Below are 19,082 nucleotides of genomic sequence, written 5' to 3' on the forward strand. Positions count from 1 at the left end.
CCGCCTTTCACGCGTGAAAACCAAGTCAACTTGCTGACTTGAAACGATAAAAACGACCCATCGAAATCCGGGACGCTGACCAGATGCGCGACTCCACGCCCGACGCCGCAACGCCGCCGCTGGTCGGGCGGATCGCCGCCGCCGTCGCGCGGCTGCGCGGCTGGCAGCGGATGCTTGCCGCCTTCGTCGCCGGCATGGCGCTGACCGGAGGCCAGGCGCCGGTGTCGGCGCCGGGCCTGTGGTTCCTGGCGATGCCCGTTCTGGTCTGGCTGGTCGACGGCACCGCGCGCCCGCGGCAGGCCGCGGCGGTCGGCTGGGCGGCGGGCTTCGGCATGTTCGTGACGGGGTTGTTCTGGATCGGACATGCCTTCCTGGTGGATGCCGAGCAGTTCGCCTGGATGCTGCCCTTTGCCGTGACCCTGCTGCCGGCGGGGCTGGGGTTGTTCTGGGCCGCGGCCTTCTGGTTCGCGCGCCGCGGCTGGATCGAGGGCAGCCTGTGGCGCGTCGCCCTGCTTGCCGCCGCGATCAGCCTGGCCGAGTTCGCCCGCAGCACGCTTCTGACCGGCCTGCCCTGGGGGCTTGCGGCCTTCATCTGGACCGAGACGCCGGTGGCACAGGCTGCCAGCGTGATCGGGCCGCATGGCCTGTCGCTGCTGACCTATGCCGCCACGGCGCTGCCGCTGGTGGCCATTGCCGGCGTGCGCCGTGGCCCCGGCCCGGTGGTCACGGTGCTGGTGCTGGGCATCATCCCCGCCCTCTGGGCCTGGGGCGCCGCGCGGGTGCCGGACGCGACCTCCTATGCCCCGGACGCACCAGTGTTGCGGGTGGTGCAGCCCAACGCCACCCAGCGGCTGAAATGGAACCCCGACTACGCGGCGCTGTTCTACCGGCGGCTGCTCGACGCCACGGCGGCTCCAGCGGACCCGGCACTGGGCCCGCCCGACGCGGTGATCTGGCCCGAGACGGCGGTGACCTTCCTGCCGGCCGAGCGGCCCGAGGAGCGCGCGCGCATCGCTGCCGCGGCCGGCGGCGCGCCGGTCATCCTGGGCGCGCTGAACCGCCAGCAGCGCGGCGAGCGGACCGACTGGACGAACTCGCTGATGACCATCACGCCTGACGCCGCGATCGGCGGGCGCTACGACAAGGCGCACCTGGTGCCCTTCGGCGAGTATGTGCCGCTGCAGCCGATCCTGCGCCATGTCGGCATCCGCCAGCTTGCCGACCGCGGCGGCTTCCTGCCCGGCCCAGGCGCGCGCAACGTCGAGGTCGCGCCCCTGCCGCCATTCCGGCCGCTGATCTGCTACGAGGCAATCTTCCCGCACGAGATCCTGCCCGAGGGCGCGCGCCCGGGCTGGCTGCTGCAGGTCACCAATGACGGCTGGTTCGGCAATTTCGGCGGGCCTCAGCAGCACCTGGCGCAGGCACGGTTCCGCGCCATCGAGCAGGGCCTGCCCTTCGTCCGCGCGGCCAACACCGGCATCTCGGCCGTGATCGACCCTCACGGCAGGGTCCTGGTGTCGCTGGCGCTGGGCGACGAGGGCGCCTTCGACCACCGCCTGCCCGCCCCGCTGGCGCCGACGGTCTATGCCGTGACCGGCGATGCGACCGCCCTGGCCGCGGTGCTTTTCCTGATCTTCGCCGCCCGGCTGCGGCGCCGGCGCGGCGCGTGAGCGCGGCAGGCCGGCGCCGGGCCCCGCGGACCCCGTTCAAGGTTGACCCGGAAGCGGCGGCGTGCAATGGCGTCAGGCCGGATCGGCCGGGACCGGCCGTCAGGGACTGAGGCGGAGCAGGAAATGGCGCGCAACGAATATCTTTTCACCTCGGAATCGGTTTCCGAGGGGCACCCCGACAAGGTCTGCGACCAGATCTCGGACGGGATCGTCGACATGATCCTGGCACGCGAGCCCGAGGCGCGGATCGCCGTCGAGACCGCGGCAACCACCAACAAGGTGGTGCTGATGGGCGAGATCAAGGTGAGCCCCGACAACGCCGTCTCGGAGTCCGAGATGATCGAGTCGGCGCGCGACACGATCCGCAAGATCGGCTACATGCAGAAGGGCTTCCACTTCAAGACGGCCTCGATCGACTGCTATGTGCACGAGCAGTCGGCCGACATCGCCCAGGGCGTCGACGCCTCGGACAACAAGGATGAGGGCGCGGGCGACCAGGGCATCATGTTCGGCTTCGCCACAGACGAGACGCCCGAACTGATGCCGGCGCCGATCCTCTACTCGCACCGCATCCTGCGGCTGATGGCCGAGGCGCGCCATTCCGACCAGGCCTCGCTGTTCGGCCCCGACGCCAAGAGCCAGGTCACCATCGAATACCGCGACGGCAAGCCGGCGCGCGCCCACACCATCGTGGTGTCGAGCCAGCATCTCGAGCGCGACGCGGCCGGGCGCGAGATCACCTCGGGCTACATGCGCGAGCTGGTCGAGCCCTTCGTGCGCGAGGCCCTGCCCGAGGGCTTCATCGACGCCAAGACCGTGTGGCACGTGAACCCGACCGGGCGCTTCGTGATCGGCGGGCCCGACGGCGACGCGGGCCTGACCGGGCGCAAGATCATCGTCGACACCTATGGCGGCGCCGCGCCGCATGGCGGCGGCGCGTTCTCGGGCAAGGACCCGACCAAGGTCGATCGCTCGGCCGCCTATGCCGCGCGCTACATCGCGAAGAACGTGGTCGCGGCGGGGCTCGCGTCGAAATGCACCATCCAGCTTGCCTACGCGATCGGCGTGGCCGAACCGCTGGCGCTCTATGTCGACGGCCACGGGACCGAGACCGAGGATCCCGCGAAGATCGAGGCGGCGATCCGCGAGGTGATGAGCCTCACGCCCCGCGGCATCCGCACGCGGCTGGGCCTCAACCGGCCGATCTACCAGCGCACGGCGTCCTACGGCCATTTCGGCCGCGAGCCCGAGGGGGATGGCGGCTTCTCGTGGGAGAAGCTGGACCTCGCCGCGGCGCTCAAGGGCGCGCTCTGACCGGGCAGCCGGCGGGCAATTGAGTTCCGGCGCCCGGGGACCTCTCCGGGCGCCGTTCGTTTTCGGGAACGTGATGAGCGACGACTCCGACATCCCCCTCCGCGACGACGGCGCGCCCTGGCGCAACTTCTATGGCCGGCGCCACGGCAAGACGCTGCGCAAGGGCCAGCGCGCGCTGATCGACACGCGGCTCGAGGAGCTCGCGCCCCCCGGCGTCGGCTGGGAAGAGAACCCGGCGCGCGCGCCCATCGACCTAGCCGCGCTGTTCCCCGGCGCGCGCGACGTCTGGCTCGAGATCGGCTTCGGCGGCGGAGAGCACATGATCGCTCAGGCCGCCGCGAACCCCGATGTGGGCATCATCGGCTGCGAGCCCTTCATCAACGGCGTCGCCATGCTGCTCGCCGCCATCGAGCGGGCGGGCGTCACCAACCTGCGGGTGCTGGCGGGCGATGCGCGCGACCTGATGGACGTGCTGCCGGCGGGCTCGGTCGGCCGTGCCTTCCTGCTCTACCCCGACCCCTGGCCGAAGAAGCGTCACTGGAAGCGCCGCTTCGTCAACCCGCCCCAGCTTGACCAGCTCGCGCGCGTGCTGCGGCCGGGCGCCGAGTTCCGCGTGGCAACCGACATCGAGGACTATGTGCGCCATACGCTCGAGGCCATTGCTGCCGACGGCCGCTTCGAGCGAGTGCGCGCCGGCGAGATCCACGAGCCCTGGTCCGACTGGCCTGGCACCCGCTACGAGGCCAAGGCGCTGCGCGAAGGGCGCCGGCCGCATTACCTCACCTTCCTGCGCCGCTGAGGCGCGCACGCGAACGTGACCGCCAGGGCGCGGCCGGGAACGCCGCCGGGGATGGACGCGCGCGCCGGGCCGCCTAGGATTGCCGCGGCGCGCTTGCGCCGGGCGATCGCGCGCATGCGGGAGGGATGGGGATGAGCTTTGAGGTATGGTCGGTCTATGTCGCGACGGTGCTGCTGCTAATGAGCACGCCGGGCCCCAGCCACCTGCTGATGATCTCGACGGCCATGGCGAACGGCTTTCGCCGCTCGACCGCCACGGCGGCGGGGGATCTTTCGGCCAACATCCTGCAGATGCTTGCCGCGGGCCTTGGCCTCGCGGCGGTGCTGGCGGCGTCCGAGCAGGGCTTCGCGGCGGTCAAGTGGGCAGGCGTGGCCTATCTGGCCTGGCTGGGCCTGCGCCAGATCCGCCGCTCGTTCCGGGGCGTGGCAGCCGGGCGCGAGCGACCGGCGGGCTTGCGACAGCTATGGTGGCGTGGGTTCGTGACCTCGGCCGCGAACCCCAAGGCGGTGGTCTTCTTCGCCGCGCTGTTCCCGCAGTTCATCGCACCCGGGGACGGGTTCTGGCTGCAGATGCTGGTGCTTGGCGGCACCTATGTTGCCATCGACGCGAGCTTCCTCGCGGCCTACGGGCTGGGCGCGGGATGGCTCTCGGCGCGGCTGGGCGGACCGATGCGGGCCTGGCTCGACCGGGCCGCGGGCGCCTGCCTGATCGGCGCCGCGGTGCTGCTGGGGCTCAAGACCGCCGGCCGCAACTGATCCCGCACCGCCGCGGCGATGCAGGGCGCGTCCCGTCGGAGGGACGCGCGCCGGAATTCACTGGAGTGCTGAGACCTTGGAGGCGCTCTGGCCGGTCGTCGAAGAGGCCAGCGAGCTGGTGGGGCGAACCGGCGGCAGCGGTGTCGCGCTCTGCTGCACGACCGCCGCGCCCTCCTGCGCCAGCACCGCGACGAGGTTGCCGAGCACGCCCGAGCGCTGCGCGTGCAGTTGCCCGTTCTCGATCCGGTAGCGCACCGACTCGGTGCCGTAGCGCAGCGTCAGGATCCCGTCCTTGTCGATCCGCCCGGTGCGCTTGAACGCCGAGGCCGGCTGGCCCCAGGGCTCGTAGGGGGCGTGCATCTCGACCAAGTGCACCTGGCCGTCGGGCGTCACCTCGGTGATCCGCAGGTCATGGCACCACTCGCCGTTCCATGCCCCGCGATTCCACTGGCCGAGGAAGCGCGCGTGTTCCAGCGGGACGCCTGCGACCGGCGGCACGATCGGGTGCTTGTCGAACAGCACCACGGTGTAGCAATCCGGCCTCGTGGTAATCTCGGGTTCTTTCTGGACGACCTCCTTCGGCTTCTCGGCACAGCCGAGAACCAAGAGGCCTGTCGCCAGCATCAATGCTTGCCGAAGCATAGGTCCGCCCTCGCTCTTCCCCAATCGGGTCGATCTCTTCTTTATGATTTTGCCGTAGTCTACTCTACCGTAACCGATTTGGCGAGATTTCTCGGCTGATCCACGTCAGTCCCCTTGGCTAGGGCGGCGTGGTAGGCCAGAAGCTGCGCGGGCACCGCGTATAGCACCGGCGCCAGCCAGGGGGCGCAGTCGGGCATGCGGATTGTGCGCCACACCCCGTCGCCCGCGGCCTCGATGCCGGCAGCGTCGCTGACCAGCACGACGCGCCCGCCGCGGGCCATCACCTCCTGCATGTTGGAGACGGTCTTCTCGAACAGCGCGTCGCGCGGCGCCATGACGATCACCGGCACGCTTTCGTCCACCAACGCGATCGGCCCGTGCTTGAGCTCGCCCGAGGCGTAGCCCTCTGCATGGATATAGCTGATCTCCTTGAGCTTGAGCGCTCCCTCAAGGGCGATCGGGAACATCGGGCCTCGGCCAAGATAGAGCACGTCCTGCGCCGCCGCGATGTCCTGCGCAATACCGGCGACGCGCGCCTCGTCCTCGAGCGCGAGCGTCAGCAGGCGTGGCAGCTCGATGTATTCGGCGACCATGCGCGCCTCGGCCGCCTTGTCGAGCCGTCCGCGCATCCGCGCCGCGAGGATCGCGGCGGCGGCCAGCGTCGCGAGCTGGCAGGTGAAGGCCTTGGTCGAGGCGACGCCGATCTCGGGCCCCGCTAGGATCGGCAGCACGATCCCGGCTTCGCGCGCGATCGAGCTCTCGACCACGTTGACCACCGCGGCGGTGGCCTGCACACGCCCCGTCACATGCCTGAGCGCGGCCAGCGTATCGGCGGTCTCGCCCGACTGGCTGATGAAGACCGCGGCTTCGTCGCCCAACAGCGGGTGGTCGCGGTAGCGGAACTCCGAGGCGATATCGAGCTCGACGGGAATGCCCGCGAGCCCCTCGAACCAGTACTTTGCGATATGCCCGGCATAGGAGGCCGTGCCGCAGGCGATCAGCATCAGGCGCGAGATGCGGTCCCAGGGCAGCGCGTCCGCGGGCGAGGCGATGCGCGAGCGGTCGGCCGACACGTTGCGCGCGACCACCAGCCCGACGGCGCCGGGCTGCTCGTGGATCTCCTTGGCCATGAAATGCTTGTGGCCCGCCTTCTCGACCATCGACTGCTCGACGGCGACGAAGCGGCGGGCGCGTTTGACGGGCTTTCCCTCGGCATCGAAGATCTGCGCGCCCGAGCGGTGGAGGATCGCCCGGTCGCCTTCCTCGAGATAGGTGATCTCGGAGGTCATCGGCGAGAGCGCGATGGCGTCCGAGCCCACGAACATCTCGTCCTCGCCCCAGCCGATCGCCAGTGGCGAGCCATGGCGCGCGGCGATGAGGAGGTCGGGTTGGTCCTTGAACAGGAAGGCCAGCGCGAAGGCCCCGCTGACCCGGTCGAGGGTGCGGCTCACCGCCTCGAAGGGCTCGGCGCCCCCGGCCATCAGATGCGCCACCATCTGGGCCACGACCTCCGTGTCGGTCTCGGTCTCGAACTGGCAGCCGGCCTCGGTCAGCTCCTCCCTCAGCTCGCGGAAGTTCTCGATGATGCCGTTATGGACGACGTGGACCGGGCCCGCGGCATGGGGATGGGCATTGACCACCGTTGGCGCGCCATGGGTGGCCCAGCGGGTATGTCCGATCCCCGTGCTGCCGGGCGCGGGGTCGGCCGCGACCAGCTGGCGCAGCGCCGAGAGCTTGCCGACCGCGCGGCGGCGGATCGGCTTGCCGTTGAGCAGCGTGGTCAGCCCGGCGCTGTCGTAGCCGCGGTATTCCAGACGCTTGAGTGCGTCGAGGATGCGGGGCGCCGCTTCTAGCTGCCCCAGGATGCCGATGATGCCGCACATGCTTGACCGTCCCCTTACGCCTTACCGTCGCCGGCATTTTTCCTGTTGCGCGCGTCCTTGCGGGCCTTCAGCGTCTGGCGCAGCCGGCGGCCGCTGCCCTCGCGATTTTCCTGCGGCACGCGGGCGATGGCCAGCGCCTCGTCCGGCACGTCGCGCGTGATCACGGTGCCGGTCGCGACGTAGGCATTGGCGCCGACGCTGACCGGCGCGATCAGCGCCGTGTTCACGCCGATGAAGGCGCCCTCGCCGATCTCGGTCCGGTGCTTGTCGAAGCCGTCGTAATTGCAGGTGATGGTGCCCGCGCCCAGGTTCGCGCCGGCGCCGACCAAGGCGTCGCCCACATAGGTGAGATGGTTCGCCTTTGCCCCCGCCCCGAGGCTTGCATTCTTGATCTCGACGAAGTTGCCGACATGGGCGCCGGCTCCGATGCGCGCGCCGGGCCTGAGCCGCGCGAAGGGGCCGACGATCGCACCCTCGCCCACCACGGCGCCCTCGAGATGGCAGAAGGCGCGGATCTCGGCCCCGTCGGCGACGCTGACGCCGGGCGCGAAGACCACGTTGGGGCCGATCGTGACATCGCGGCCCAGCACGGTGTCCCAGGCCAGGAACACGGTTTCGGGGGCGGTCATGGTGACGCCACCCAGCATCGCTTCGCGCCGCGCCCGGGCCTGCCACAGCGCCTCGGCCCGGGCCAGCTCGGCGCGGTCGTTGATGCCCATGGTCTCGGCCTCGTCGCACAGCACGGCGCAGCAGGCGCGGCCCTCGCCGCGCGCGAGGCCGATCACGTCGGTGAGGTAGAACTCGCCCTGCGCGTTGTCGCATCCGACCCGGTCGAGCAGGCGCAGCAGCGTCGCCGCGTCGGCCGCCAGCACCCCCGAGTTGCACAGCCGGATCGCGAGCTCGGCCTCGGTCGCGTCCTTTGCCTCGACGATCCGGTCGAGCATGCCGTCGGCGTCCATCACCAGCCGGCCGTAGCGGCCGGGCTCCTCGGCCTCGAAGCCGAGGACCGCGATGTCGGCATCGGCGCGCGCGGCGACGAGGCGCGCGAGCGTGGCGGCCGAGATGAAGGGCGTGTCGCCGTAAAGGATCAGCGCGTCGCCGGCGAAACCCTCGAGCGCCGCGCGCGCGGCCAGGACGGCATGCGCGGTTCCCTTCTGCTCGGACTGCAGGAAGATGCGGGCCTCGGGCAGCACGGCGCCGGCGGCGGCGCCCACGGCCTCGGCGCCATGCCCGACCACGACCGCAACGCGGCGGGGCCCGAGCGTCGCGGCGGCGGCAAGCGCGTGGCCCAGCATCGGCCGTCCGGCGATCGGGTGAAGCACCTTCGGCAGCGCCGAGCGCATCCGCGTGCCCTTGCCCGCGGCAAGCACGATGACGGCGACGGGCCGCGGGTCGGAACGGGGGGCGGGACTGGACGCTGACATGCCGGTTCTATATCCCGACCACAGGTGGCCCGCAAAGTGGGGGCGGATCAGAAACTGTTTCGGATCGTTGCTGCCGGCGACGGCGTGGCACCCGGGACGCGATGCAGGATGGGCCGATGCGAGGCGCGATCTTCGACCTGGACGGAACCCTGGCCGACACGGCCGAGGATCTTCTGAACGCGGCCAACGTGGCACTGGCCCCGCGCGGCCTGCCGCTTCTGACGTTGGCCCAGGACCGCGTGTTCGCGGGCCGGGGCGCGCGCTCGATGATCCGCCGCTCGCTGGCACGCGACGGGCGCGACCCCGACGCGCCCGAGGCGGTCGCCCTCACGGACGCGATCTACCCAGACCTGCTCGACGCCTATTCCGCCGCGCTGGCCGAGCATACCCGCCTCTATGACGGCGCCGAGGCCTGTCTCGACCGGCTCGAGCACGCGGGCTGGCGCCTTGGCGTGTGCACCAACAAGCCCGAGCGCCTGGCAGTGGTGCTGCTGGGGCGGCTGGGAGTGCTTGAGCGGTTCAAGGCGGTGCTGGGCGCCGACAGCCTGGCCGTGCGCAAGCCCGACCCGGAGCATTTCCGCGAGACCGCACGGCGCATCGGCGCGCTGCCCAAGCGTTCGGTGATGCTGGGCGACACCTCGACCGATCGCGACACCGCCCGCGCCGCCGGCGTACCCTGCGTGCTGGTGAGCTTCGGCTTCGCGGCCGAGCCGCTGCACGAGCTGGCGCCCGAGGCGGTGGTTGGGCATTTCGACGAGATCGCCGACCTGCTGGAGCGCCTGCAGCCCGCGCGAGCCGAATCCGCTTGACGAAGGCGACCCTGCACGCCTATGTGTCCGCCCCACGGGCGGTTAGCTCAGTTGGTAGAGCACAGTGTTCACATCGCTGGGGTCACTGGTTCGAGCCCAGTACCGCCCACCACTTTCCCCTCGCGCCAGCTCCCGCGTGAACCCGGTCGGGCCGCATCGCGGCGATCCCGTGACCCAGCCGGCCGCGCGGGTGTTGACGCCGCGGCCGGCTAGCGTCGCAGCGCCTTGATCCGGCGCGAGAGTTTCCGCCCCAGTTCCGCCCCCAGAACGGAACGGGCCAGGCGGTCCGCCGCGCCGGTCGCCGCGCGCTTGGCACGCATGGCCTGCCCCCTGAGCGAGGGGGAGAAGAGGTACATCGAGACAAGCCCGATACGCTCGTTCGAAAACTGGCGCTTGTAGTCGGCGTCCATGGCGCCGTAATCGACCCTCTCCGAGACGAATGACGCGCACGCCTCCTCGATCATGTTGGCGAGCAGCGCGGTCCCCGGCCTGCAGTTCGCGTAATCGGTGTCGAAACCGGTGTCGCGCAGGTGCAGCGTGCCGCGGTATCTCAGCATATGCGAGAATGCGACGGGGCGCGCCCCGTCATAGAGGACGTGGACATGCAGCCAGCCCCGGCGCAGGGCCCATTCGACGAAGTCGCGGGTCTGCGGGTCGTCGTGGAACCCCACGCCGATCTCGCGCTGATAGGTTCCGGCGGCGATGGCCTCGCAATCGGCCATGACGCGGTCCAGACCGTCGACGCTGTCGTAGCGCACGTAGATGGGCTCGGCCAGATGTCGGCTGGTGAGGTTTCGCGCGCGGTTGATGGCCTTGCGCGTGTTGGCCGAGCGCGACCGGAAGAATTCCTCGTAGGTGCCAGGCAGGTCGATCGTGTAGCTGGGCGCCGTCCGCGGGCACGGATCACGCGAGAGACCCGGAGCCGCGCGCGCGGCGGCAGCGAGGGCCGACGCCTCGTTGAGCTCGTGCAGGTAGACGAGGTCGGCATCGCCCTGTGACAGTGCCGCGAGGAGAGCGGCGACCGCGGCCTCGGCGCTCGCCTGCGAGGTCAGGCCGATCAGCCCGCCATTGGCGACACGCAGAACCCGCGCCCGGCTCGACATCGCCCGCCGGCCGCCGACGCGCCAGGGCACCCTCTCCTCGACGATCCGTGCCGGCAACAGCCCGCGAGCATCGCCCTCGCGCAGCATCAGGACATGCGGGCGGACGAAACCGGGCTGGCGGGCCAGGCGCTCGATGAAATAGCCGTGATCGCTCCAGGGGTGCGGCGTGGGCCCCGACGACGAGGACGAGATCGCCTCCCACTCCTCCCGTGCCTGCTCCACCTCACCGGTAGTCCGCAGGACATTGACTTCGACGCTTCCGACATACTCGCTGGACATCGACTCTTGCCGATTGGTTACTGACACGGCGCCCGGAAACCGATTCCGGACAGGGTAACACGTGCGCGCCACGATACGCGCTGCTGTCTTGGTGCAGAACGCGCCCCTGCGGCACTCTTGCGCATCGCGGGGCCGCGCGCCCGCGATACGCCGGCACACCTGCGACGGCGCTCAGTAGAGCAGCGCCTGGAGCCAGGTCGCGATACCGGGGAAGACCCAGATGATCGCGACGCCCGCTGCCTGCAGGCCGATGAAGGGCACGACGCCCGCATAGATCTGGCCGGTCGAGATCTCCTTGGGCGCCGCGCCGCGCAGGTAGAACAGCGAGAAGCCGAAGGGCGGCGTCAGGAACGAGGTCTGGAGGTTGATCGCGAACAGCACCGCAAGCCAGATCGGGTCGTGCCCCATGGTGATCAACACCGGCGCGATCAGCGGCAGGACGATCACCGAGATCTCGACGAAGTCGAGGAAGAAGCCCAGCACGAAGACGATCGCCATGCTGAACACCAGCGCGCCCAGCGGACCGCCCGGCATCGCGCCCAGGATCGCGGCGATGGTCTCGTCGCCCCCGAGGCCGATGAAGACCAGCGAGAAGATGCTGGCGGTGAGGATGGTGGCGAAGATCATCGCCGTCACCGTCATGGTCGAGGTCAGCGCGGCCCCCAGCATCCCGTCGCTCAGGCCGCGGCGCAGGCTCGCGCCGATGGCGCAGAACCCCGCGAGCGCGAGCGCGGCGTAGACCGCGCCGAGCGCCCAGTCGAGGCCGCCCGCGTCGAGCCGCTGGAGGCGCACCGGCACGATCCCGGCGGCGAGCGCAAGCAGGAAGAGCGCGCCCGACGCGCCCAGGATCAGCGGCCGCGCGACGCCGAGCCTGAGCCCCGCCATCAGGATCGCGCCGACGGCGCCGACCGAGGCCGCCTCGGTCGGCGTGGCGATGCCGCCGAGGATCGAGCCCAGCACTGCCACGATCAGCAGAAGCGGGGGCGCGAGCGTCCCCAGAACCGCGACCCGCCCGGGGCGCTCTTCGAGCGCGGCCACCGGCGGCGCGTCCTGCGGGCGCAGCCACGCCCGCCCGAGGATGTAGAGGATATAGAGCGCCACCAGCAGCAGGCCCGGCATCAGCGCGGCGGCGAAGATCTGGCCGACCGAGATCGTCTCGATGGTGAACTTGCCCTGCGCGAACTGTGCCTGCTGGTAGGCATTCGAGATCACGTCCGAGAGGATGATCAGCAGCGTCGAGGGCGGAATGATCTGCCCCAGCGTCCCCGCCGTGCACACCAGCCCCGAGGCCAGCCGCGGGTCATAGCCGCTGCGCAGCATGGTGGGCAGCGCGATCATCCCCATGGCGATGACGGTGGCGCCGACGATGCCGGTCGAGGCCGCGAGCAGCGCCCCGACCAGCACCACCGACACGCCGAGCCCGCCGCGCAGCCGCCCGAACAGCCGGCCCATGGTCTCGAGCAGGTCCTCGGCGATGCGGCTCTTCTCGAGCACCACGCCCATGAAGACGAACAGCGGGATCGCGATCAGGACCTCGTTGGTCAGAAGCCCGAACACCCGCTGGCCGAGCGCGCCCAGCAGCGAGAAATCGAAGGCGCCGAGCGCCCAGCCCAGGACGGCAAAGCCGGTGGCGATGCCCGCGATGGTGAACGAGACCGGGTAGCCCAGCAGGATCCCGCAGATCAGCGCCGCGATCATCAGGAGGTCGAGATGCATCTCAGCCCTCCCTCCCGGCGAGGCGCGCGAGATCGCGCCCGAGGCAGGCCAGCGCCTGGATCATCACCAGCAGGCAGAAGGCCGGGATGAGCGACTTGAGCAGGAACGAGGCGGGAATGCCGCCGACCGAGATCGGCCCCTCGAGGATCGACCAGGAACTGCGGACCGAGGGCCAGGACCAGACCAGCAGAACCACCATGGCGGGGAACAGCAGCAGCACATGACCCAGCGCGTCGACCAGGGCCTGCCGCCGGGGCGCGAGCTTCGAGTAGAAGATGTCGACGCGCACATGCCCGTCGACCAGCAGCGTGTATCCCGCCCCCAGCATGAACAGCGCGCCATGCATGTAGAGCACCGATTCGTTGAGCGCGACGAAGCTCACGCCGAAGACGTAGCGCAGCAGCACGATGGCGAACTGCACCAGCACCATCATGAGCGCGAGCCAGCGCACCACGGCGCCAACGGCGCGGTTGACGGCGTCGAGCCGACGGGCCAGCCGGATCATGCCTCGCCTCCGGAACGGGAAGGGTGCCGGCGCCGGTCGAGCGGCGCCGGCTTCAAGCGGGTCAGTACTTGTAGTCCAGCACGCGGGCGTTCATTTGCCCGTTATCGGCATAGGGCATGTAGCTGACGATCGCGGCGCGGTAGGCGAGGAAGCTCTCGGTGATCCGGCGCACCAGCTCGTCGCTGTCCTCGCGCAGCTCGGTGATGACCTCGCCGGCGGCGTTGCCAAGGGCCACGATCACCTCGTCGGGCAGCTTCTTCACCTGCACGCCCTCGCTTGCCACCAGTTGCGACAGCGCCTGGGCGTGCTTGGTCGTGTACTCGGTCCAGACAGGGTTGTAGAGGCTCTCGCAGGCCAGCGACACGGCGGCCTTCAGGTCGTCGGGCAACTCCTCATAGACCTTGGCGTTGACCGCGCATTCCTCGGCCGACGAGGGCTCGCCCACGCCGGGCCAGTAGTAATTCTTGACGATCTGGTGGTAGCCCAGCGCGCTGTCCGACCACGGGCCGATGAACTCGCCCGCGTCCAGCGCGCCCGACTGCAGGGCCTGGAACATGTCGCGCCCGCCCATCGCCTGGACCGCCATGCCCAGCTTCGCCGCCATCTCGGACGCGAGCCCCGTGGTGCGGTAGCGCAGGCCGCGCAGGTCGTCGGCCGAGTTGATCTCGCCGCGGAACCAGCCGAACCACTGCGGCCCGGAATTGCCGCACAGGAAGGGCTTGAGGCCGAAGCGGCCATACATCTCGTCATAGAGTGCCTGGCCGCCGCCATGGGCAAGCCAGCCGACCTGCTCGTCGGCCCTCAGGCCGAAGGGCTGCGAGCCGAACAGCAGGATGCCCTTGGACTTCGAGCCCCAGTAGGCAGGGACGGCGTGATAGAGTTCGGCCGTGCCCTCGGCCACCGCGTCGAAGACGCCGTTGCCAGGGACGATCTCGCCCGCGGCGTAAAGCTTGACCTCGATCCGGCCGCCCGACAGCGCCGTGATCCGGTCGGCCAGGTTCTGGGCGGCCACGCCCGGCCCGGGCAGGTTCTTGGGCCACGCGGTGACCATCTTCCACTGCCGCTTGTCCTGCGCGATCGCCGGCGCCGCCAGCGCCGCCGCCGCAGCACCCCCGGCCGCGGCCGTCTTCAGGAAGTCACGCCTTTTCATCGTCAGTCCCTCCATGCCAGTCGTGATGATCCGCCCCGCGATCCGTCGCCGGAGCTTCGGGCCTCAGTTTCCGAGGATCGCGGGCAAGCGCAGCCCATGCTCACGTGCGCAGTCAAGCGCCATCTCGTAGCCCGCATCGGCGTGGCGCCAGACGCCGCTTGCCGGGTCGTTCCACAGCACCCGCTCGAGCCGCCGGGCCGCGGCCTCGGTGCCGTCGGCCACGATCACCATGCCGGCGTGCTGGCTGAAGCCCATGCCGACGCCGCCGCCGTGATGCAGGCTGACCCAGGTCGCGCCCGAAGCGGTGTTGACCAGCGCGTTCAGCAGCGGCCAGTCTGAGACCGCGTCCGAGCCGTCCTTCATCGCCTCGGTCTCGCGGTTGGGGCTGGCGACCGAGCCGCTGTCGAGATGGTCGCGGCCGATCACGATCGGCGCCTTCAGCTCGCCCTTGGCCACCATCTCGTTGAACATCAGCCCCGCGCGGTGCCGCTCGCCCAGGCCGATCCAGCAGATCCGCGCGGGCAGGCCCTGGAAGGCGATGCGGTCGCGCGCCATGTCGAGCCAGCGGTGGAGATGCTCGTTCTCGGGGAACAGCCGCTTCATCGCCTCATCGGTGCGGTAGATGTCCTCGGGGTCGCCCGAAAGCGCGCACCAGCGGAACGGCCCCACGCCGCGGCAGAACAGCGGGCGGATATAGGCGGGCACGAAACCGGGGAAGGCGAAGGCGTTCTCGAGCCCCTCCTCCTTGGCGACCTGGCGGATGTTGTTGCCGTAGTCGAGGGTGGGGACGCCGGCATTCCAGAAATCGACCATCGCGGCGACATGCACGCGCATGCTGGCGCGCGCCGCGCGCTCGACCGCCTTCGGGTCGCTCTCCTGCCGCTCGCGCCACTCGGCCACGCTCCAGTCCTGGGGCAGGTAGCCATGGACCGGGTCGTGGGCCGAGGTCTGGTCGGTCACGATGTCGGGCCGGCCGTTCGGCATCGGCAGGCCCGCCTTCATCCGGCGCACGATCTCGGGGAAGACGTCGGCGGCGTTGCCGATCAGCGCGACCGACTTGGCCTCGCCCGCCTTGGTCCAGCGCTCGATCATCGCCAGCGCCTCGTCAAGGCTGCGGGTCTTCTCGTCGACATAGCGCGTGCGGATGCGGAAATCGGCGCGGGTCTCGTCGCATTCGACCGCGAGGCAGCAGGCCCCTGCCATCACCGCCGCGAGCGGCTGGGCACCGCCCATGCCGCCGAGCCCCGCGGTCAGGATCCACTTGCCCCTCAGATCGCCGCCGTAATGCTGGCGCCCGGCCTCGGCGAAGGTCTCGTAGGTGCCCTGAACGATGCCCTGGCTGCCGATGTAGATCCAGGACCCGGCCGTCATCTGGCCGTACATCATCAGGCCCTTGCGATCGAGATCGTTGAAGTGCTCCCAGTTCGCCCAGTGCGGCACGATGTTGGAATTGGCGATCAGAACGCGCGGCGCGTCGGCGTGGGTCTTGACCACGGCGACCGGGCGGCCCGACTGCACGACCAGCGTCTCGTCGGCCTCGAGCGCCTTCAGCGCGCCGACGATGCGGTCGAAATCGTCCCAGGTGCGCGCCGCACGGCCGATGCCGCCATAGACCACCAGCTCGTGCGGGTTCTCGGCCACGTCGGGGTGCAGGTTGTTCATCAACATCCGCATCGGCGCCTCGGTCAGCCAGGACTTGGCGCTGATCTCGGGGCCGGTGGGCGGAAAGACATCGCGCCGGTTGAGGCGGGGATTGGTCATGGCGCTCTCCTCTGGGTCGTCGGGACGCTGCGGATGCCGCCGCGCGGCGCGGCCCGCTGAATCGGGGCGCATAGCGGCGTCACGTTATGTAGCCAGATTCGCTTCTTTTGTCCATACATAAAAAATCCATCACTTCCCCCCGCCCGGACGCGCCCGCCCCTCGTCAGGGGCGGGTCTGTGCCACCGCGTCGATCTGCATCGCGCGCCCGGCCAGGGCCGCGAGACGTGGAAACCCGGGGTCGAGCAGCCAGGGATTGGTCGCCTCGACGAACTGGTAGGCGCAGACGGTCGCGATGTCCGAGCCGTCTGGCGCAGCGCCGCCGAAGAAGCCGTCGGCCGGGGCGATTGCCTCGAGCGCGCCGAGCGCGCCGCGCACCTGCCCCGCCACGCGCGCCTGCCAGTCGGCCCAGTGAAGCGCCTCGGGGCGGCGGTTCTTCTCGTAGACCATGGCCACCGCCTTCTCGGCCGTGGCGGTCGCCAGCCCGATGCGCCGCAGGCATTCGCGCCGCGCCAGCCCCGAGGCCGGCACCAGCCGCCGGTCGCCCGCCTCCTCGTCCAGCCAGTCGCAGATCGCCCAGCTGTCGACCAGCACGGTGCCATCGTCAAGCACCAGCGCCGGCACCCGCGTGCCGGGATGGACCTTGGCGATCTCCTTCGATTCCTCGGGGTCGGTCGCGGCCAGCGGGCGGCGCTCGATCTCGCGGCCTTGCAGCGCGCACCAGATCGCGACGCGGCGGACATAGGGCGACAGGTCGCGGCCGTACAGAATCATCGATACCTCCGGGAGGGTGTGGCCAAAAGCGGAAGCGCCGAGCTAAGCGGCGCGGTGCGCGGCTGTCAAAGGGAAGCACGAATTTCCGCCAGACGGAAACCCGCATCCCGCGGTGAAAGCGCGAGCATTGCGCTCGGGAATTGCGGAAGCGGCGGCGCGGGCTTAAGTTCCGGACAGATAAGCCCGGGAGGAGACATGGACGCCGTCGCGACACCGCCGCTGATCGACCCGTTCCAGCGGGCGATTACCTATCTGCGGGTGTCGGTCACGGACCGCTGCGATTTCCGCTGCGTCTATTGCATGGCCGAGCACATGACCTTCCTGCCCAAGCGCGACCTGCTCACGCTGGAGGAACTGGACCGGTTGTGCTCAACCTTCGTGCGGCTGGGCGTGCGCAAGCTGAGGATCACCGGCGGCGAGCCGCTGGTGCGCAAGAACATCATGTGGTTCTTCGAACGCATGGGCCGGCACCTGGGCGCCGGGCTCGACGAGCTCACGCTCACCACCAACGGCTCGCAGCTGGCGCGCCATGCCGGCGCATTGCGTGACTGCGGCGTGCGGCGGGTCAATGTCTCGCTCGACACGCTCGACGAGGCGAAGTTCCGCGCCATCACCCGGTGGGGGCGGCTTTCGGACGTGCTGCAGGGCATCGACGCGGCGCAGGAGGCCGGGCTCGCGGTCAAGATCAACGCCGTGGCGCTACGCGGCACCAATGACGACGAGATCCACCAGATGGTCGAGTGGTGCGGCGAGCGCGGCATGGATCTCACCTTCATCGAGGTGATGCCGATGGGCGAGCTCGACGGCGAGGACCGGCTGGACCAGTTCTACTCGCTCGACGACGTGCGCCGCGACCTCGAGGCGCGCTGGACGCTGACCGATACCGATTACCGCACCGGCGGGCCGGCGCGCTATGCGCGGGTTACCGAGACCGGGCAGCGCATCGGCTTCATCACGCCGCTGAGCCACAACTTCTGCGAATCGTGCAACCGCGTGCGGCTGACCTGCACCGGCCAGCTCTACATGTGCCTGGGCCAGGATGACGATGCCGACCTGCGCGCGGTGCTGCGCGCCTCGGGCGACGACGCGGTGCTGGAGGCGGCGATCCGCGAGGCGATCACGCGAAAGCCGAAGGGCCATGATTTCGACTATTCGCGCCAGGAGGTGCACGGCCAGGTCGGCCGCCACATGAGCGTCACGGGCGGCTGAGATACCGGCCAATGCAAAAAAGCCCCGGCCAATGGCCGGGGCTTGGTCGTTATGGCTGACGCTCAGGCGGCCTGCTGATCGAGCGTCGGGTAGTCGGTGTACCCCTTCGCGCCCCCGCCGTAGAACGTCGCCTTGTCGGGCTGGTTGAGGGCAGCCCCACGCTGGAAGCGTTCGGGCAGGTCCGGGTTCGCAATGAACGGGCGGCCAAAGCTGACGGCGTCGGCACGTCCCCGGCCGATCCAGTCAGCCGCCCGCGCCGCATCGAACTTGCCATTCGCGACGTAGACGCCAGACCAGAGCGGGCGCAGTCTCTCGAGCGCCTGCGCCTCAGCCTCGGTCTGGGGCGAGCCCTCGCCGTCCTCGACCACGTGGAGATATGCGAGCGAGAGCCGGTCGAGCGCGGGATAGAGCGCCGCAAAGGTTTCCTCCGCCCCCTCGGTCGGGATATCGTTGAAGTTGCTGAAGGGCGAGACGCGCACACCGACCCGCTCGGCCCCGATCGCAGCCGCCACCGCTTCGGTCACCTCGACCACCAGCCGGATCCGGTTCTCGACCGAACCTCCATAGGCGTCGGTCCGCTGATTGATCCCCTCGCGCAGGAACTGGTCGAGCAGATAGCCATTGGCGGCGTGGACCTCGACGCCGTCGAAGCCGGCGGCGATGGCGTTCTTGGCGGCGCGGACGAAATCGGCCACCAGCCCGGGGATCTCGTCGGTGCCGAGCGCACGGGGCTCCGAGACATCCTCGAACCCGTTCTGCGTGAAGGTCTGGGTCCTCGCGCGGATCGCCGAGGGCGCGACCGGCGCGGCCCCGCCCGGCAACAGCGAGGTATGGCTGATCCGGCCGACATGCCACATCTGCAGGACGATCTTGCCGCCGGCCGCGTGCACGGCGTCGGTCACCTTGCGCCAGGCCTCGACATGGGCGGGCTCGTGGATCCCGGGGGTGTCGATATAGCCCTTGCCCATGGCCGAGACCTGCGTGGCCTCGGTAATGATCAGGCCGGACGAGGCGCGCTGGCGGTAGTAGTCGACTGCCATCGCCTTCGGGGTGGCGTCGGCCTGCGCGCGGTTGCGGGTGAGCGGTGCCATCAGCACGCGGTTGCGCGCGTCGATCGCGCCAATGCTGATGGGCTGGAAGAGGGCGTCGGTGCCGGACATCTGCGATCTCCTTCTCGGCCAGTTGCGAGGCCAGTGCGCCACTCGGGCGCCGACCCCGTCGGAGCGCGGGAGATATGATCCGAACCATTCATCTCAACAGTTTTCGAGTTGACGAATTCGCGCATTCACTT

The 19,082-nt window shown here is 70.1% G+C and carries 16 protein-coding genes and 1 tRNA gene; 7 read left to right on the forward strand and 10 right to left on the reverse strand.

Translation table 11 applies throughout. The features are described 5' to 3' along the window. Positions 1–83: 83 nt before the first annotated feature. The 4 genes from lnt to H0I76_RS17065 all read left to right on the forward strand — a co-directional run bounded on the left by lnt (position 84) and on the right by H0I76_RS17065 (position 4,538). A complete protein-coding gene (lnt, locus tag H0I76_RS17050; protein ID WP_200612712.1) occupies positions 84–1,670 on the forward strand; it encodes an apolipoprotein N-acyltransferase in 1,587 nt (528 codons plus the stop codon). A gap of 123 nt (positions 1,671–1,793) precedes the next feature. Next, positions 1,794–2,984 (forward strand): methionine adenosyltransferase, encoded by a 1,191-nt coding sequence (metK, locus tag H0I76_RS17055; RefSeq protein ID WP_200612715.1) that lies wholly within the window; start codon positions 1,794–1,796, stop codon positions 2,982–2,984. Between the two features lie 73 nt (positions 2,985–3,057). Further along, complete coding sequence (gene trmB / locus H0I76_RS17060; RefSeq protein WP_200612718.1) at positions 3,058–3,783, forward strand: tRNA (guanosine(46)-N7)-methyltransferase TrmB; 726 nt, start codon at positions 3,058–3,060, stop codon at positions 3,781–3,783. Positions 3,784–3,914: 131 nt separating this feature from the next. Then, positions 3,915–4,538, forward strand: a complete 624-nt coding sequence (locus H0I76_RS17065) for a LysE family translocator (protein ID WP_200612720.1) — start codon at positions 3,915–3,917, stop codon at positions 4,536–4,538. A 57-nt stretch (positions 4,539–4,595) separates the two neighbouring features. Here the strand turns inward: H0I76_RS17065 and H0I76_RS17070 are convergent, their stop codons facing one another. The 3 genes from H0I76_RS17070 to glmU form a co-directional block, all read right to left on the reverse strand. Beyond that, positions 4,596–5,162: a hypothetical protein gene (locus H0I76_RS17070; RefSeq protein ID WP_200612723.1), complete on the reverse strand. Its 567-nt coding sequence runs from the start codon at positions 5,160–5,162 to the stop codon at positions 4,596–4,598. 77 nt (positions 5,163–5,239) lie between these two features. Beyond that, positions 5,240–7,063, reverse strand: coding sequence for a glutamine--fructose-6-phosphate transaminase (isomerizing) (glmS, locus tag H0I76_RS17075; RefSeq protein WP_200612726.1), 1,824 nt, complete (start codon positions 7,061–7,063; stop codon positions 5,240–5,242). A 14-nt stretch (positions 7,064–7,077) separates the two neighbouring features. Next, positions 7,078–8,487, reverse strand: coding sequence for a bifunctional UDP-N-acetylglucosamine diphosphorylase/glucosamine-1-phosphate N-acetyltransferase GlmU (glmU, locus tag H0I76_RS17080; RefSeq protein ID WP_200612728.1), 1,410 nt, complete (start codon positions 8,485–8,487; stop codon positions 7,078–7,080). 116 nt (positions 8,488–8,603) lie between these two features. Between glmU and gph the strand changes: the two genes are divergently transcribed. Beyond that, positions 8,604–9,296: a phosphoglycolate phosphatase gene (gph, locus tag H0I76_RS17085; RefSeq protein WP_200612731.1), complete on the forward strand. Its 693-nt coding sequence runs from the start codon at positions 8,604–8,606 to the stop codon at positions 9,294–9,296. Between the two features lie 36 nt (positions 9,297–9,332). Then, positions 9,333–9,408: transfer RNA gene (locus tag H0I76_RS17090), tRNA-Val, on the forward strand. A 97-nt stretch (positions 9,409–9,505) separates the two neighbouring features. Here the strand turns inward: H0I76_RS17090 and H0I76_RS17095 are convergent. The 6 genes from H0I76_RS17095 to H0I76_RS17120 form a co-directional block, all read right to left on the reverse strand. Further along, a complete protein-coding gene (locus H0I76_RS17095; protein ID WP_200612733.1) occupies positions 9,506–10,678 on the reverse strand; it encodes a GNAT family N-acetyltransferase in 1,173 nt (390 codons plus the stop codon). Positions 10,679–10,849: 171 nt separating this feature from the next. Next, positions 10,850–12,394, reverse strand: a complete 1,545-nt coding sequence (locus H0I76_RS17100) for a TRAP transporter large permease (protein WP_234455405.1) — start codon at positions 12,392–12,394, stop codon at positions 10,850–10,852. Between the two features lies 1 nt (position 12,395). Next, positions 12,396–12,899 carry a TRAP transporter small permease subunit gene (locus H0I76_RS17105; RefSeq protein ID WP_200612736.1) on the reverse strand — a complete coding sequence of 168 codons (504 nt, stop codon included), beginning with the start codon at positions 12,897–12,899 and terminating at the stop codon, positions 12,396–12,398. 61 nt (positions 12,900–12,960) lie between these two features. Further along, positions 12,961–14,049: a TRAP transporter substrate-binding protein gene (locus tag H0I76_RS17110; protein WP_200612738.1), complete on the reverse strand. Its 1,089-nt coding sequence runs from the start codon at positions 14,047–14,049 to the stop codon at positions 12,961–12,963. 63 nt (positions 14,050–14,112) lie between these two features. Beyond that, positions 14,113–15,810: a urocanate hydratase gene (gene hutU, locus H0I76_RS17115; RefSeq protein WP_200612741.1), complete on the reverse strand. Its 1,698-nt coding sequence runs from the start codon at positions 15,808–15,810 to the stop codon at positions 14,113–14,115. A gap of 163 nt (positions 15,811–15,973) precedes the next feature. Then, on the reverse strand, positions 15,974–16,582 hold the full coding sequence (locus H0I76_RS17120; protein ID WP_200612743.1) for a glutathione S-transferase family protein: 609 nt from the start codon (positions 16,580–16,582) through the stop codon (positions 15,974–15,976). A 195-nt stretch (positions 16,583–16,777) separates the two neighbouring features. Between H0I76_RS17120 and moaA the strand changes: the two genes are divergently transcribed. Further along, positions 16,778–17,791 (forward strand): GTP 3',8-cyclase MoaA, encoded by a 1,014-nt coding sequence (gene moaA / locus H0I76_RS17125; RefSeq protein WP_200612745.1) that lies wholly within the window; start codon positions 16,778–16,780, stop codon positions 17,789–17,791. Positions 17,792–17,853: 62 nt separating this feature from the next. Here moaA and H0I76_RS17130 read toward each other — a convergent pair whose 3' ends face one another. After that, positions 17,854–18,951: an alkene reductase gene (locus tag H0I76_RS17130; protein ID WP_200612748.1), complete on the reverse strand. Its 1,098-nt coding sequence runs from the start codon at positions 18,949–18,951 to the stop codon at positions 17,854–17,856. Positions 18,952–19,082 lie beyond the last annotated feature (131 nt).

It is taken from the genome of Thermohalobaculum xanthum (assembly GCF_016623495.1).
GTDB lineage: Bacteria > Pseudomonadota > Alphaproteobacteria > Rhodobacterales > Rhodobacteraceae > Thermohalobaculum > Thermohalobaculum xanthum.

What these genes read in the sequence shown, in the direction of transcription:
- glmS (WP_200612726.1), bottom strand. Translation starts at nt 7,063, where the DNA reads ATGTGCGGCATCATCGGCATCCTGGGGCAGCTAGAAGCGGCGCCCCGC.
- H0I76_RS17100 (WP_234455405.1), bottom strand. Translation starts at nt 12,394, where the DNA reads ATGCATCTCGACCTCCTGATGATCGCGGCGCTGATCTGCGGGATCCTG.
- lnt (WP_200612712.1), top strand. Translation starts at nt 84, where the DNA reads ATGCGCGACTCCACGCCCGACGCCGCAACGCCGCCGCTGGTCGGGCGG.
- moaA (WP_200612745.1), top strand. Translation starts at nt 16,778, where the DNA reads ATGGACGCCGTCGCGACACCGCCGCTGATCGACCCGTTCCAGCGGGCG.
- H0I76_RS17065 (WP_200612720.1), top strand. Translation starts at nt 3,915, where the DNA reads ATGAGCTTTGAGGTATGGTCGGTCTATGTCGCGACGGTGCTGCTGCTA.
- metK (WP_200612715.1), top strand. Translation starts at nt 1,794, where the DNA reads ATGGCGCGCAACGAATATCTTTTCACCTCGGAATCGGTTTCCGAGGGG.
- H0I76_RS17095 (WP_200612733.1), bottom strand. Translation starts at nt 10,678, where the DNA reads ATGTCCAGCGAGTATGTCGGAAGCGTCGAAGTCAATGTCCTGCGGACT.
- H0I76_RS17070 (WP_200612723.1), bottom strand. Translation starts at nt 5,162, where the DNA reads ATGCTGGCGACAGGCCTCTTGGTTCTCGGCTGTGCCGAGAAGCCGAAG.
- hutU (WP_200612741.1), bottom strand. Translation starts at nt 15,810, where the DNA reads ATGACCAATCCCCGCCTCAACCGGCGCGATGTCTTTCCGCCCACCGGC.
- gph (WP_200612731.1), top strand. Translation starts at nt 8,604, where the DNA reads ATGCGAGGCGCGATCTTCGACCTGGACGGAACCCTGGCCGACACGGCC.
- H0I76_RS17120 (WP_200612743.1), bottom strand. Translation starts at nt 16,582, where the DNA reads ATGATTCTGTACGGCCGCGACCTGTCGCCCTATGTCCGCCGCGTCGCG.
- H0I76_RS17110 (WP_200612738.1), bottom strand. Translation starts at nt 14,049, where the DNA reads ATGAAAAGGCGTGACTTCCTGAAGACGGCCGCGGCCGGGGGTGCTGCG.
- glmU (WP_200612728.1), bottom strand. Translation starts at nt 8,487, where the DNA reads ATGTCAGCGTCCAGTCCCGCCCCCCGTTCCGACCCGCGGCCCGTCGCC.
- trmB (WP_200612718.1), top strand. Translation starts at nt 3,058, where the DNA reads ATGAGCGACGACTCCGACATCCCCCTCCGCGACGACGGCGCGCCCTGG.
- H0I76_RS17130 (WP_200612748.1), bottom strand. Translation starts at nt 18,951, where the DNA reads ATGTCCGGCACCGACGCCCTCTTCCAGCCCATCAGCATTGGCGCGATC.
- H0I76_RS17105 (WP_200612736.1), bottom strand. Translation starts at nt 12,899, where the DNA reads ATGATCCGGCTGGCCCGTCGGCTCGACGCCGTCAACCGCGCCGTTGGC.